The organism is Kitasatospora sp. NPDC087315, from assembly GCF_044744345.1.
Lineage (GTDB): Bacteria > Actinomycetota > Actinomycetes > Streptomycetales > Streptomycetaceae > Kitasatospora.
Genome location: NZ_JBIUYD010000002.1, coordinates 227,902 through 241,377, shown reverse-complemented (window position 1 = coordinate 241,377; position 13,476 = coordinate 227,902). Strand labels below are relative to the sequence as shown.

Genomic DNA, 13,476 nt, shown 5'->3' with positions numbered 1-13,476 from the left:
GCAGTCGGCGCAGTTCGGGCAGCCGCTCGGTCACCGCCAGCTGGCCGCAGGCGAGTTCGGCCGCAGGCCGGTCCGCCGGCGACCGGTCCGGCCGGGCCCGGTCAGACGGTCGGCTGGACCTCGTACGGGGCGGGGTACGGCGTCTCGTACGGGGTCAGCACCAGCCGCACCACGTCCTCCAGCCGCCGCCGGGCGTCCCCGAGCGTGGTGCGGCCGGTCACCCAGGCGGTCAGCTCGCCCTGCCAGGCGTGCCCGACGATGTGCCGCACCAGATCGCTCGCGGCGGCCGGGACCTCGGCCATCACCGCCTGGAGCGCGGCACTGTCGGCCCGGGCCATGCCCTGCAGGGCCTCGCTGGCGAAGGGATCCGTGGAGGCGGCGACGGCCACCCGGAGCCGGGCCAGCTCGGGCTGGCGCTGGTAGGCCCGCATGCCGCCGCGGACGAAGCGCACCACCCGGTCGGTGGCCCCCAGCCCGGCGCGCGGCCCGCGCAGCTCCGCCACCAGGTCGGCCAGCAGCAGCCGATGCCACTCGGCGATCGCCGCCGCCAGCAGATGGTCCTTGGAGGAGAAGTAGCGGTACGCCGTCCCCAGGGCGACTCCGGACCGCTCGCAGACCTGTTTCATCTGCAGCCGCTCGACGCCGATCTCGTTCACCAGGGCAAGCGCGGCCGCGATCAGGCTTTCGCGGCGTTCGAGCTGACGCGGAGACATCGCCTCCACCGGTCGTGGTGACAGGTCAACCTTGGTCACCCGCACCATGATACGGCTCAGGACCGCTCAGGAGTATGACGCCGACCGGCCGCCCGGAGTTCGCCCCCCGGACACCGGCCCGGGTGAGGGCGTGAGGGGCGGCCGGCCGGTGGTCAGCGGAGCCGGGCCGACCTCTCCCGGACCAGGGCCTCCTGGGTGGCGGAGGCCACCAGCCGCCCGCTCCGGTCGTAGAAATCGCCGTGCGACAGGCCCCGGCCGTCCGAGGCGGACGGGCTGCGCTGGTCGAACAGCAGCCACTCGTCGGCCCGGAACGGCCGGTGGAACCACATCGAGTGGTCCAGCGAGGCGAGGATCAGCCGGGGCGGCTCGGTCAGCTGGAAATAGCTCGGCTGCACGTGCAGTCCGGCCGTGGACCCCAGCGTGAGGTCCGAGAGGTAGGTGAGCGCGCCGACGTGCAGCAGCGGGTCGTCGGCGGGCAGCGGGGAGCCGGTGCGCAGCCAGACGAACTGCTGCTGCATGCCCGGGGCGGCCGGCGGCACCCCGGGCGCGTCCGGCGGGACGAACCGCAGTTCCATGGTGCGGAAGCCGGCCGTGCGGTCGAAGTCCCGGCGGGCGGCCTCGTCCCAGAGCGAGAACGCGTCCGGCACCTCCTCGGGGCCGGGCAGCGGGGGCATCGCGCGGCGGCGGTCGTCCGCCGGCTCGGGCCGCTTGAAGGAGGCGGAGAGGGTGAAGACCGCGTCCCCGTTCTGGACCGCCGTCACCTGGCGGGTGGCGTACGACAGGCCCTCGCGGACCCGGTCGACCTCGTAGTGGATCGGGCGGGTCGGGTCGCCGGGGAGCAGGAAGTAGCCGTGCAGCGAGTGCGCCACGCGGCCGGCCTCGACGGTGTGCCCGGCGGCGGTCAGTGCCTGTGCGGCGACCTGGCCGCCGAAGGCCCGCATCGGGGCTCCGGCGTGGCAGCGGCCCCGGAACGTGTTCTCGTCCAGCCGTTCGATCCGTAGCAGCTCGGCGAACGATCCGGCGCTGTCGGTGGCCCGTCTCTCCTGTTCGGTCACTTCAGTCACAGGCCCATAGTGACAGAAGCCCGCACTATGGGGGACGTGAGCCGATCGGCCAGTTCGAAAGGGCGGTAGGTATAGAACCTGTTTCAGTATTGGCCGGGCCCGACGGGCTGTCAGTGCCGCCGCCTAACGTGCTCGCCATGTCGCAAGCCGCACACGCGTACGCCTATCTGCGCCCGTCCGCCGTCCTCGACGGAGCCGACGGCCCGCGCCTCGCCCTGGAGACCTCCGGCGGCGCCACCCCGCTCGGGGCGGTCGCCAACCCGCGCTTCTTCGCGGGCTTCCTCGCCGATCCGGCACCGGCCGCCGCCGCGCTGCTCGCCGTCGCCGATGTCGCCGCCGCCCGCTACTACCAGCCGCAGCTGCGCGCCTCGCTGGACCCGGTGGTCACCGCCAACGGGGACCGGCTGCGCTTCGAGTCCTTCTCGGGCTGCTGCGGCGTCTACGCCCGTCTCGACGTGCTGGAGGCCGGCCTCGACGGGGACGACATCGGCCACGGCACCACCAACGTGGACGTCAACAACCCGCTGCGGGAGGCGCTCACCCGGATCGGCCCGGCCGACCCGCTGCACCTCGCCGTCGGACCGGACGCGCTGGAGGTGACCACCTTCGACGGGCCGGTCGTGGAGAAGAAGGTCCCGCTGCCCGAGCGCTGGCTGCGCGGCTTCGCCGAGACCCAGGTGACCGCCGCCGGCTTCGACCTGCGGGCCGAGCTGCCCGCCGCCGAGGCGGTCCGCTTCCTGCGCTCGCTGCCGCGCGCCGGCAGTGGCGGCCGGGCCGCGGCCCGCACCGCCCAGTGGGTGGTCCCGGCCGGCCGGACGCTGCGGCCGACCACCCGCCCGGTGCCCGGCGCGGTCTGCCTGCCCGGCCCGGAGCGGCTGGTGGCCCTGCAGCGCGTACTCCGGCACGCGCTGGCGCTGCGGGTGTACGGGCCGGTGGCGGCCGACGGACCGGTGGCCTCGGCCTGGGAGGCGGTGCTGCCGGGGATGCGCCTCACGCTCACCCTCTCGCCCGACGCCTCCCGGGGCTTCTCCGGCGAGGGCGGGGTGCTGGGCGCGCTGGCCACCGGCACCGCCGAGCAGGACGCCGAGCTGGTCGCGGTGCTGCTCGCCTGGGAGCCGCGGATCGAGGTGGCCGAGCTGGCCGAGCAGTCCGGGCTCACCCCCGCCCGGGTGCGGGCCGCCCTCACCCGGCTGGGCACCGCCGGGCAGATCGGCTACGACACGGCGGAGGCCGCGTACTTCCACCGGCAGCTGCCGTACGACGCCGGCCGGGCGGAGGCGCGCAACCCGCGGCTGCGGGCCGCGCAGGCCCTGGTCGCGGCGGGCGCGGTGCGGCTGGAGGCGGGCGGTGCGCTCGCCACGGTGACGGTGGACGACCACCTCCAGCGGGTACGGACGGACGAGGCGGGCCGGGCGAGCTGCACCTGCCTCTGGTGGGCCAAGTACCGGGGCGGGCGCGGGCCGTGCAAGCACGCGCTGGCGGTCGGGATGGTCCGCGAGGCGGCCGCGGCCGGCGCGGTTCCGGCGACGGGCGCGGAGGTGGCCCGATGAGCGGGGTCACGGAGCCGGGGAGCCGGGTCGAGGAGCTGCTGCGGGCGGTGCGGGAGGGGCGGGGACCGCAGATCCCGGCCCTGGTGGCCGCACTGGACCCGGCCGAACGGCGGGCCTGCCTGCCGGAGCTGAAGGCGCTGCGCAAGCAGGTCCGGGGCGAGTGGTCCAAGGAGGCGAGCGCGCGGTCCGGGGCGCTGCTGTTCGCGGGCGCCGGCTGCCACGCGGGGCCGGCCGCCGCCGCCACCTGGATCGGCGGGCGGGACTTCGCCGGCCGGTCCTGGGCCCGCCACCCCGCGCTCGCCGACGTGGTCGAGGCGCAGCCGGTGGAGTGGCAGATCGAGGTGGTCACCCGGCTCTCGGCGCGGCCCGTCCAGCAGTGGGGCTGGGACCTCTACCCGCTGATCGAGCGGGTGGTGCGGCGCACCGGCTGCCCGGTGCCCGACTCCGAGGCCTTCACCACCGAGTGGCTGCGCCAGGTCTCCTCCGGCGGAGGCGGCCGCCGCGGCGAGTCCACCACGCTGCTGGAACGGCTGCGCCGCGACCCGTACCTGCCGGTGCTGCTGCCCAAGGTGTTCGAACTCGCCGACATCGGCTCGATGCTGGACCACCGGCGCAGCGACCGGCCGGGGGACTTCTGGCCGGAGGCGGTCGCCGGGCTGGCGGCCGAGGGCGTGCTGGACCGCGCCGGGCTGATCGACCGCTGCCTGGCCCGGCTGGTGCGCGGTGGCAGGCCGGGCGACCAGCGGCTCTTCCTGGTGACCTTGCAGGCCCTCGCGCCCACCCCCGGGGAGTACGCGGGGCAGGTGCGCAGCCTGGTGGCGCTGCTGGACGGCCTCTCGGCGGTGGCCGGCCACGCCCAGCAGGTGCTGACCGAGCTCGACGAGGCGGGCCTGGTCGAGGCGGAGGTGCTGACCGAGGCCTCGGCGGTGGTGCTGTTCCGGACCGAGAAGAAGCTCGTCCGGGCCCAGCTGGGCTGGCTGGAGAAGGCGGCCCGGCGTTCGCCGGAGCGGGCCGGCCCGGTGGTGCTGGCGGCGGCCGAGGCCTTCGGCCACCCCGACACGGCCCTCCAGGAGCGGGCGCTCAACGTGGTGGCCCGCCACCTCAAGGCGGCCGGCGAGGCCGTTCTGCCCGAGCTGCGGTTCGCCGCCGAGGGGCTCAGCCCGGCCCACCACGCCCGGGCCGGCGTGCTGCTCGGCGCGCCGGTGGGCGGCGACGACCCGGACACCGGGTGGACCGAGCTGCTGCCCCCCGTCCCGGTGCCGCGTCCGCTGGGGGAGCCGATCGCCACCCCGGCCGAGGTGGCCGAGGAACTGTCGGCCCTGCTGGCGGCGGAGCAGCCGGAGGTCGCCGTCTTCGAACGGACCCTGGACGGCCTGGTCCGGCACGCCCACCGGGACCGGGCGGCGCTGGCCGAGGCGCTCGGGCCGGTGCTGCGGGTGCACCCGTGGAACGGCCCCGGACGGTGGGCCGACTGCTCGCCGCAGGACGTCCTGTACGTCGCGCTCGCGATCACCGGGGAGGTCGATCCGCACCGCCGGGACTCGTTCTGGCGCCGGCAGACGCGGTCCCCGCTGCGCGGTGAGCACAACACCGTCCACGGGAACGTCCTCGCCGCCCGGCTGACGGAGGCGGCCCAGCGGGTGACGGCGGACCGGCCGCCGCTGCTGCTGGCCACGCCCACCGACGCGACCGGTGCGCTGGCGGCGGCGGTGCTGGTCGAGCGGGTGGCCGGGTACGAGGCGGCGGGCGTCGAACCGGGGCCGGCGGACCTGCACACCGCGCTGCTGCGGCTGACCCCGGCCCCGGACGGCGAGGTGCCGGCCGCCGCCGGGCGGCTGGCCTCACCGGCCGGGCGCTGGGTGGCCCGGTGGCTGCGCGAGGGCGGGCTGCCCCGCCGGCGCTCCGAGCGGGTGGTCTTCGCGCCCATGGCGGGGGCCAAGCCGGTCCACCGCTACTGGGAGCGCTGGTGGGAGGAGCTGAAGCGGGTCGTCGTGGCCCAGCCCGGCATCGGTGCCGGCCCCGAGGGCCCGGCGGGCGAGCGGCTGGGCGCCGACTTCCGGGCGCTGCTGGAGGGCACCGAGCCGAGCGTGGCGCGGGTCAGGAAGCAGGCCGAGTGGCAGTGGCAGCCGACCGCGCACTGGGCCGCGCTCCTCCCGCACCACCGCGAGGAGCTGGCCGCCCGCTGGCTGGACTGGTTCGCCGGGGTCGCGGACCGTGAGATCCGCGGCCCGGCCCGGATGCTGCCCCCGCTCGCCGAGGCCGGCGGCCCGGCCGGGCTCGCGGTGCACCTCGCGGTGGCGTACGGCCTGGGCGCGCGGTTCCCCGAGGACCGGACGGCGGCGGTGGACGCGCTGCTGGTGCTCGCCGCGCGCGGGGACCTGGACGCCGGGCTGCTCGGCCGGGAGCTGGCCGAACTGGTCGCCATCGGCGCGGTCAAGCCGGTCCGGCTGGGCCAGGCGGTGGCGGCGGCCGCCGAGACCGGCGCGTACGCCACGGTCTGGTCGGTCCTGGCGGCCGCCCTGCCGGGCCTGCTGGCCGGCGAGCCTACGCGGGGCGCGGGGGACGTGGTCGCGGTGGCGGCGGACTGTGCGCGCCGGTGTTCGGCGCGCGGGCCGATCGAGCAGGTGAGCGCGGTGGCGCAGCGCTCAGGGTCGAGCCGGCTGGTCAAGGAGGCGCGGGCGCTGCGGGAGGTGCTGGCGGGCTGATCCCGGGCGGCGGTGGGGGCGGCCGGGAGTTTGAGAACACTCGTTCTTGACTGAGTGTTCTTAAACTCGTAGGGTCCTGGGCATGGGAAGACCACGCGCCTTCGACGAGGACGAGGCCGTTCAGGCGGCAGCCGAGCTGTTCGCCACCCGGGGCTACGAAGGCACCTCGGTGGACGATCTGGTCACCGGCCTCGGCGTGCACCGGGGCAGCCTTTACAAGGTGTTCGGCAGTAAACGCGGCCTCTATCTGACCGCGCTGCGCCGCCACCTGGACCAGGAGGTGCTGCCGCTCGCGGCGGCCCTCGGCGAGGCCCGCGACCTGCCCGCCGTACTGGCCCAGGCCGCCGCCGGGTACGACGGCGGCCGGGCCGCCGGGCTGCTGCTGTTCGCGGCGGCCGAGCGGGCGCCGTCCGACCCGGACGTCGCCGCGCTCGTCGAGGAGGGGTTCGCCGCGCTCGACCGGGCGATCGGACGGGTCCTGTCCGCCTCCGGCGATCCCGCGGGCGGTTCGCCCGACGGGCCGGCCGGGGTGCTGGCCGCCACCGTGCTCGGTCTGCGCCTGCGGGCCCGCGCCGGGGTCGGCGGGCCGTCGCCCGTCGCCGTGGCGGCGCTCGCCGGCCGCCTCACGGGCTGACCCGCCGGGCGCCGTCACACCACCACTGCACCGTCACCACCGCACCGTCACCACCGCACCGTCACCACCGCACCGTCACCGGCAACAGAACTGGGGAACGCTCCATGGCTCACGTGAGTGTCAGCAACGGCCTGCTCGTCGTCGAGATCGAAGGGCTCGACCGGCTCTGGGCGGTCAAGAGCAGGATCGAGATCCCGCTCGGCAACGTCCGGGGCGCCACGCTCGACCCGGGGATCCTCCGTGAGCCCAAGGGCGTCAAGGCCGGCGGCACGTACTTCCCCGGGCTGATCACGGCCGGGACGTTCCGGTCGGGCGGCGAATGGGTCTTCTGGGACGTCAAGAACCCGGCCAGGGCCGTGGTGATCGAACTCGCCGACGAGCGGTACAGCCGGCTGATCGTCGAGGTCGACGACCCGCACGCCACCGTGGACCTGGTCGAGCGGCGGAAGGGCGCGCCGCCGGCCGGGCCGGTGGCGGCGGAGCGGTAGGAGGGCGGGAGAACGGCAGGGGACCGGCCCCGCGTTCGGGCGGCGGCCCGAGTGCCGCCGCCCCGGCGGGCCCGGTCAGACGGGGACGCCGTCGTCCTCGGCCGAGGCCTTCGACCGCGCCGACCCGTTCGCGCCGGCCGGGTCCGCGCCGTCCGGGACCGGTGGCCGTGGGCCCGTCGGCTGCGGTTCGGACGGCTGTTCCTCCGCCGGCCGCGTCGTGACCGCCCGCCACCAGAGACGCAGGGCCGGGGCCTCCACCGGCTCGAAGGGCTTGCCCGGCCGGGGCACCGCCAGCCGGGCGCCGAGCGACTGGGCCGCCGCGACCACCCGCTCGGCGGGTTCGTCCCAGGGGTGCAGCGCCAGGTTGAAGGTGCACCAGTGGATCGGCAGCAGCAGCTCGCCGCCGAGGTCCAGGTGCGCCCGGACGCCCTCCTCGGGCGTCATGTGCACCTCGGGCCAGAAGTCGCTGTACGCGCCGACCTGCATCATCGTCGCGTCGAACGGGCCGAGCCGGCGGCCGACCTCGGCGAAGCCCGGGAAGTAGCCGGTGTCCCCGCTGTGGAACAGCCGGTGCCCGCCGCCGGCCACCACCCAGGACGCCCAGAGGAACAGCGCGCTGGTGCGCGGGCCGCGGCTGCAGTAGTGCCGGGCCGGGGTGGCGGTCAGGGTCAGCCCGGCGACCTCGGCCGACTCCCACCAGTCCAGCTCGACCAGCCGGTCGGCCGGCACCCCCCAGTGCTCCAGGTGCGCGCCGACCCCGAGCGGCACGGCGAACACCGCGCCGGTGCCGGTCAGCTCGCGGATGGTGGCCATGTCCAGGTGGTCGTAGTGGTCGTGCGAGACCACCACCACGTCCACCGGGCCGAGTTCGGTGAGCGGCAGCGGCACCGGGTGCAGCCGCTTGGGGCCGGTCCAGCCGAACGGGGAGCAGCGGTCGCCCCAGACCGGGTCGAACAGCACCCGGCGGCCGCCGATCTCGGCCAGCACGGTGGCGTGGCCGAGCCAGGTGAGCCGCAGGCCCGAGGCGGGCGGCCGGGCCAGGTCGGCGGGGAGCAGCCGGTGCACCGGCACGGCGGCGCCGGGCGCCCGGCGGGTCCTGTCGCCGGTGAGCTGGGCCCGGGTGATCTCCAGCGGGGTGCGCTCGTACACCAGCCGGCGGGTGGGCAGCGGGTTGCGGAAGGCGCCGTCGGCGAACTGCGGTGAGCGGTGGATCCTGGACAGCCGCTCGCCCCGCGGCTCGGCCCCGAAGGCGTCCGTCCGGACCCGGTGCCAGGCCGCGCGGGACAGTCCGGCCAGACCCGGGGGAGTGGCGAGCTGTGGGGTGAGACCGGCGACGCGGGTGAACCACGGGACGGGGCGGGGCACGGCACCTCCAAGGACGGTTACGGCTACCGGGCATGCCGGGGCGCGTACCGAGGGCGGTGGGGCCTCTGCGATACGACAACCATCTCGTCGGAGGTTACTCGCCGTGGGCCGTCCGGACCTGGTGAGCGGCCCCGCGCACGCCGTTCGGCGTAGCGGGGGCCGGGGCGGGACCTACGCCGGGACCTACGCGTAGAAGAGGGTGATCGCCTCCGCGACGCAGTGCGGCTTGGCGCTCTCCGCGCTGCTGATGGTGAACCGGACCACCGTCCGGACGCCGCCGGGCACCTCGGTGGCGGAGACCAGCTCGGCCGTCGCCCGGACCGCCGTGCCGACCGGCAGCGGCGCCGGGAAACGGACCTTCTCCGAGCCGTAGTTCAGCGCCATCCGGACGCCCCCGACGCTGTAGCACTCCTTGGCCAGCATCGGGACGAGCGACAGCGTGAGGTAACCGTGCGCGATCGTCGAGCCGAACCGGCTCTCCTTCGCCCGCTCCGGATCCACGTGGATCCACTGGTGGTCACCGGTGGCCTCGGCGAACAGGTCGATCCGCTCCTGCTCGACGGTGTGCCACTGGCTGGTGCCCAGCTCGGTGCCGACGGCGGCGGTCAGCTCGGCGAGGGAGGCGAAGGACGTCACGGGTGCTCCTGGGTGAGGGTGAGGACTCCGGCAGAGTATGCCCAGTCGCCGGTCACCTGTCAGGAGCCGGTCCCGATCGGGGTCGCACCGCCGGACGGCCGCCGAACGCCTGTCGGAGGGCGGGGGGTTCGGGAAGGCGCGGGCCCGGGAGCGCGGCGCCGGGAGCAGGAGCGCGGGAGTTCAGGACCGCTGGACGCTGCGGCCGACCGGCAGCAGCCGCCGGCCGCTGACCAGCTCCGGTACCAGCGAGACGAACATCGGGTCCGGGTCGCCGACCCAGGGCCGCAGACCGGAGCGCAGCGCACGCCGGTACTGCTCCGGATCGCGCACCACGTCCGCCCGGCCGTGCACCAGCACGCTCCAGCCGGTCCGGGTGACCGGGTCCAGCTGGTCCGCCTGGAAGGCCACGACCGTGCCGTCCAGCCCCCGCGCGGTCGTACTGCCCCGGCGCACCGCCAGCAGTAGCCGTCCGTCCGGCGCGACCTCGAAGGAGACCGGCAGGACCGCCGGCAGCGCGTGCTCGGTGTACACCACGCGCCCGACGGGCACGGTGCTGAGCAGCCGCAGGCACTCGGCCTCGCTCAGGGACTCCACACGGTCGTCACGGTCCATGTGTCCGATCGTCCTCCTGTCGGTGCGGTGGCCGATAGGGCCCATGGTCCCTGAGCGGGCAGGACGGGAGCCCCGTTCGCGGGCGCCCGGGCGGTAGCTTGTCCGGCGGCGGTACGGGAGAGCGCGGTCGTACGGGAGTGCGGGCGCGACAGGCGGTTCCGGGTGTCCCGGGGCCGGCGAGGAGGGGGCGTGCGGATGGTCGGCGGAGTCGATCTGGTGGTGATCGGGGCGGACGGCGGGCCCGACCGCGGCTTCGGGGGCTCGGCGCGCGCGGCGGACGGCGCCCGGCTGCTCGCCGAGGTCCTGCCCGGGATGTGCTTCGACGCCGGCTCGGCCGGCTGCCGGGTCGCCGTGGTGGACCCGGGCGCGGACGCCAACACCATGCTCACCGCCGTCCGGGAGGCGGCCCAGCGCCCCGGCCGGTGGCTGGTGGTCTGTCTGGTCGGCCAGTTGGCCGCCGATCCGCGCGGGCGGCGGCTCGCCCTGGTCACCGGTGGCAGCACCGCCGACAACGCCTACCGGCGCGGGCTGGCCTGGGACTGGGTGGTGAGCGCGATGGTCCACGGCGACCAGGAGGAGGCGCTGCTGCTGGTGGACGCCGTCGCGGACCGGGACACCTGGGCGGCACTCGAACGCGGGGGCGGCGAGGACGGGGCCGGTGAACTGCTCAGCTATCCGCGCGTCCCGCTCTGGGGCCGGGTCGGCCGCTTCACCCCCGGCCGGCGTGGCCGGGACGCCGTCCTGCCCGGCGGTGAAGGATCGTTCAGCCAGGTGCTCACCGACGTCCTCCGGCAAGGGGTCCCGGGCGCGCCGGCCGCCGTCGCCCCGCTGGACCTCCAGCCGGCCGTCGCCGCGCTGCTCGACGGGGGCGGGCCCGCCGCCGGAAGCGGCGCGCCGGGCGCACGCCTGCTCGTACCGCCGCAGGGCGGGCGCCTGTTGATGCGCAATCGGGCCGCGGTTCGGGGCGCATTGGCCGGATTGTCGCTTTCCGAGGAACTGTTGGCCGTTCTGTGGCGAGAAAGTGCTCCGACGGATCCGCCTTCCGCGTAAGGTCAGGGGGCCCGAGGTGTTGCCGTGAAGGGCCGGGTTGGCGAAGAATCGACGCACTCGCAGCAACACCGGCGGGACGGCGGAATTCTTCTGGCGGCCACGGAGCACGAACGGGGTCGGTCGCGATGAGGTGGGGCGATGCGGCAGCGCGGAATTGTGGTGCGCCCTGGGGTTGTTGGGGCCAGTGGGGTGGTTTTGGCGATGCTGCTGAGTGCGTGTGCGGCCAGCGGTGACGCCGGTTCCGTCGACCGCCTGGGGACGACTGCGCCCAGTGTCGCGGCGGTGACCCCGGTAGCTCCTTCGGGTGGTCCCGCAAACGACCGGATCGCGCCGACCGAAGGCCCCGAAGGGGCGGCGGGCCGTGCGGTGCTGAGGACCTATCAGGACTGGTGGACGGCGCAGACGGAGGCTTTCGGCCGTTCCGATTCGGACGGTTCCACGCTGGAGGCCTACTCCTCGGGGAGCGCGCTGGGCGGAGCCCTCGTCAATCTCCGTCAGCTCCACGACGCCAAAATGGTGATGATCGGCAGCCCGCGGAATTCCCCCGTGGTGAAGACCCTTGATCTGACGGCCGCTCCACAGACCGCCGTGATCGAGGACTGCCTCGATGTGACGGGCTGGCATCAGGCCGATGCCACCACCCGTGCGACAAAGGATCCGCGGGAACGGCTGACGCGGTACATCGCGACGGTTTCCCTACGGAAGTTCGATGCCCGGTGGCTGATCTACGAGTTCAAGCGGGAGGTGGACCGAACATGCTGAAACCCGTACGGCGATTCGCGATCCGCGCGATGGTGTTCGCCGCTTTGCTGTTATCCCCCGTGGTCCCCGCGGCGGCGGACCCGACGCCCGGTGGGGAGGTCAACCACTGCACGGTGAACGTGATCTGTGCGGGCACCAACGAACCGGGCACCAAGCCCACCCCCGGTACCGGCGGCGGGGGCGGCGGGGGCGGCGGCGGTCCCGAGCTCTGCAGCTACCACGACGTGGAGTGGCCCTGCCACGACCCGGAGCTGGGCTGGTTCAGCAACTCGACCGGCTGCTACTACCAGCTCACCAACCCGCAGCCCCCGGCGGACTCGCCCGACTGGGAGGGCCACAAGCCCTCGGACGGGGCGGTCTACGACAAGACCTGCCGCTCGTCCGACGGCGGGCAGAGCGCGCCCCAACCCACGTTCTTCGCCCAGGCGCCGGCCGGCCCGCCGCCGGACAACCCGGCCGCGCTCGCCAGGCAGGCGGCCGACCGCATCACCTTCCCCGCCCCGGTGCCGGGCATCGCGCCCCAGGGCACGGCGGTCGTGGGCGTGCCGGTCTGGCTCTGGCTGGACCAGTCGAAGGGTTCCGCGGTGCCGGCCCCGGTGACGGTGCACGGCAACACCCTCTCGGTGACGGTCACCCCCAAGCTGGACCGGGTGGTCTGGGACCTCGGTGACGGCAGGGTCGAGACGTGCGAGGGACAGGCCGCCCCCGGGACGCCGTACGACCCCGCGTACGGTGCCGCCGCGTCGCCCACCTGCGGGCACGTGTTCGCCAAGGGCTCGGCCACCTTGCCGACCGGCACGTTCTTCGGGAGCGTCACGGCGCACTGGACGGCCTATGTCACCGTCACCGGCAGCAACCAGAAGATCGACCCGCTCCAGATGACCCGGATGACCGACCTCGAACTGCGGGTGGCCGAGGTGCAGGTCCTCAACTGACCGCCGGGCGAAGGGAGTAGCCGTCCGGTGCGGGGCGGGCGCGGCGCCTCCCGAGCGTGGCACTGTCCGAACACAGCACTGTCCTCAACACTGCACAGTCCTCAACGCAGCGCTGTCCTCAACGATGTGGGAAAGGCCGGAACCCGGTGGAGAACCGTACATTTGCGACGCCGGGATCCGGCGCGTCCGGGGCGGCGGGGGTGTCCGTGGTGGAGCCGGAGCAGGGGCGCGCCACACCGCACTCACCGGGGCGGACGCTGCGGGCGAGGCGGCGGCGGCCGGCCGTGCTGGCGATGGCGGTGGCGCTGATAGCCGCCGGTGGGCTGGGCGGCGCGGTGCTCTACAACAGCACCGGGCAGCGGGTCGCCGTGCTGGCGCTCGCCCGGGACGTGCCGTACGGGCAGGTGGTGACCGACGCCGACCTGGTGGTGGCGCGGATCGCGAGCGATCCGGCGCTCAAGCCGCTGGGGGCCGTCGACCGGAAGGACGCGGTCGGGATGCGGGCCGCCACGGACCTGAGGCGCGGCGCGCTGCTGCTGAAGGCGGACCTCGCACAGGCGCTGACGGTGCAGCCGGGGCAGCTGGTGGTCGGGGTCTCGGCCAAGCGCACCCAGCTGCCGGCCACCAGGCTCCAGCCGGGCGCGCAGATCGTCGTGGTCTTCACCCCGGACACCGGCCGTCCGGACTCGCTGGCCGCGGTGGTCACCACGATCGGGCGGGTGGACACCGACGGCAGCCAGGTGGTGGACGTGGCGGTGCCGGCGGCCGACGCCGCCCGGCTGGCCGCCTGGGTGGCGAGCGGGCGGATCCAGGTGGTGCTGGCGCCGCGCGGCGCGGCGGCGGGCGGCGCGCCGTCGGGCGGCGCTCCCGGCACCCCCACGCCGTCGGGCACGGCCCCGTCGGGCACCGCCCCGGGGACGGCCGCCCCGTCCGCGTCGCAGTCCGGGGCGGGTGGGGCCTGA

General features: G+C 75.5%; 13 protein-coding genes. 8 read left to right on the top strand and 5 right to left on the bottom strand.

Annotated features, from left to right (window positions below):
- Positions 1-101 precede the first annotated feature (101 nt).
- Both ACIO5D_RS04060 and ACIO5D_RS04055 read right to left on the bottom strand, forming a co-directional pair.
- Positions 102-752, bottom strand: coding sequence for a TetR/AcrR family transcriptional regulator (locus ACIO5D_RS04060; RefSeq protein ID WP_363606475.1), 651 nt, complete (start codon positions 750-752; stop codon positions 102-104).
- A 113-nt stretch (positions 753-865) separates the two neighbouring features.
- On the bottom strand, positions 866-1,777 hold the full coding sequence (locus ACIO5D_RS04055) for an acyl-CoA thioesterase II (protein ID WP_363606477.1): 912 nt from the start codon (positions 1,775-1,777) through the stop codon (positions 866-868).
- 137 nt (positions 1,778-1,914) lie between these two features.
- Between ACIO5D_RS04055 and ACIO5D_RS04050 the strand changes: the two genes are divergently transcribed.
- From ACIO5D_RS04050 to ACIO5D_RS04035, 4 genes are all read left to right on the top strand, one after another.
- On the top strand, positions 1,915-3,327 hold the full coding sequence (locus ACIO5D_RS04050) for an SWIM zinc finger family protein (RefSeq protein ID WP_363606478.1): 1,413 nt from the start codon (positions 1,915-1,917) through the stop codon (positions 3,325-3,327).
- Positions 3,324-6,032 carry a DUF6493 family protein gene (locus ACIO5D_RS04045; RefSeq protein ID WP_400793873.1) on the top strand — a complete coding sequence of 903 codons (2,709 nt, stop codon included), beginning with the start codon at positions 3,324-3,326 and terminating at the stop codon, positions 6,030-6,032. The genes ACIO5D_RS04050 and ACIO5D_RS04045 overlap by 4 nt, the downstream gene beginning before the upstream one ends.
- Positions 6,033-6,114: 82 nt before the next feature.
- Positions 6,115-6,666 (top strand): TetR/AcrR family transcriptional regulator, encoded by a 552-nt coding sequence (locus ACIO5D_RS04040; RefSeq protein ID WP_363606481.1) that lies wholly within the window; start codon positions 6,115-6,117, stop codon positions 6,664-6,666.
- 104 nt (positions 6,667-6,770) lie between these two features.
- The gene (locus ACIO5D_RS04035; protein WP_400793872.1) at positions 6,771-7,154 is read left to right on the top strand and encodes a hypothetical protein; all 384 of its coding nucleotides are present in this window, start codon (positions 6,771-6,773) and stop codon (positions 7,152-7,154) included.
- A gap of 75 nt (positions 7,155-7,229) precedes the next feature.
- Here the strand turns inward: ACIO5D_RS04035 and ACIO5D_RS04030 are convergent, their stop codons facing one another.
- The 3 genes from ACIO5D_RS04030 to ACIO5D_RS04020 all read right to left on the bottom strand — a co-directional run bounded on the left by ACIO5D_RS04030 (position 7,230) and on the right by ACIO5D_RS04020 (position 9,767).
- Positions 7,230-8,450 (bottom strand): MBL fold metallo-hydrolase, encoded by a 1,221-nt coding sequence (locus tag ACIO5D_RS04030; RefSeq protein ID WP_400793963.1) that lies wholly within the window; start codon positions 8,448-8,450, stop codon positions 7,230-7,232.
- A gap of 252 nt (positions 8,451-8,702) precedes the next feature.
- Positions 8,703-9,155: a MaoC family dehydratase gene (locus tag ACIO5D_RS04025; protein WP_363606484.1), complete on the bottom strand. Its 453-nt coding sequence runs from the start codon at positions 9,153-9,155 to the stop codon at positions 8,703-8,705.
- A 180-nt stretch (positions 9,156-9,335) separates the two neighbouring features.
- On the bottom strand, positions 9,336-9,767 hold the full coding sequence (locus ACIO5D_RS04020) for a pyridoxamine 5'-phosphate oxidase family protein (RefSeq protein WP_363606485.1): 432 nt from the start codon (positions 9,765-9,767) through the stop codon (positions 9,336-9,338).
- 195 nt (positions 9,768-9,962) lie between these two features.
- Between ACIO5D_RS04020 and ACIO5D_RS04015 the strand changes: the two genes are divergently transcribed.
- The 4 genes from ACIO5D_RS04015 to ACIO5D_RS04000 all read left to right on the top strand — a co-directional run bounded on the left by ACIO5D_RS04015 (position 9,963) and on the right by ACIO5D_RS04000 (position 13,476).
- Positions 9,963-10,817 carry a hypothetical protein gene (locus ACIO5D_RS04015; RefSeq protein ID WP_363606487.1) on the top strand — a complete coding sequence of 285 codons (855 nt, stop codon included), beginning with the start codon at positions 9,963-9,965 and terminating at the stop codon, positions 10,815-10,817.
- Positions 10,818-11,012: 195 nt separating this feature from the next.
- Positions 11,013-11,579, top strand: a complete 567-nt coding sequence (locus ACIO5D_RS04010; protein ID WP_400793871.1) for a hypothetical protein — start codon at positions 11,013-11,015, stop codon at positions 11,577-11,579.
- Positions 11,573-12,514, top strand: coding sequence for a hypothetical protein (locus tag ACIO5D_RS04005; protein ID WP_400649425.1), 942 nt, complete (start codon positions 11,573-11,575; stop codon positions 12,512-12,514). Before ACIO5D_RS04010 ends, ACIO5D_RS04005 begins: the two co-directional genes overlap by 7 nt.
- A gap of 209 nt (positions 12,515-12,723) precedes the next feature.
- Entirely contained in the window at positions 12,724-13,476 is a 753-nt protein-coding gene (locus ACIO5D_RS04000) for an SAF domain-containing protein (RefSeq protein WP_400649422.1), read from the top strand.

What these genes read in the sequence shown, in the direction of transcription:
- ACIO5D_RS04020 (WP_363606485.1), bottom strand. Translation starts at nt 9,767, where the DNA reads ATGGACCGTGACGACCGTGTGGAGTCCCTGAGCGAGGCCGAGTGCCTG.
- ACIO5D_RS04005 (WP_400649425.1), top strand. Translation starts at nt 11,573, where the DNA reads ATGCTGAAACCCGTACGGCGATTCGCGATCCGCGCGATGGTGTTCGCC.
- ACIO5D_RS04015 (WP_363606487.1), top strand. Translation starts at nt 9,963, where the DNA reads ATGGTCGGCGGAGTCGATCTGGTGGTGATCGGGGCGGACGGCGGGCCC.
- ACIO5D_RS04040 (WP_363606481.1), top strand. Translation starts at nt 6,115, where the DNA reads ATGGGAAGACCACGCGCCTTCGACGAGGACGAGGCCGTTCAGGCGGCA.
- ACIO5D_RS04045 (WP_400793873.1), top strand. Translation starts at nt 3,324, where the DNA reads ATGAGCGGGGTCACGGAGCCGGGGAGCCGGGTCGAGGAGCTGCTGCGG.
- ACIO5D_RS04035 (WP_400793872.1), top strand. Translation starts at nt 6,771, where the DNA reads ATGGCTCACGTGAGTGTCAGCAACGGCCTGCTCGTCGTCGAGATCGAA.
- ACIO5D_RS04050 (WP_363606478.1), top strand. Translation starts at nt 1,915, where the DNA reads ATGTCGCAAGCCGCACACGCGTACGCCTATCTGCGCCCGTCCGCCGTC.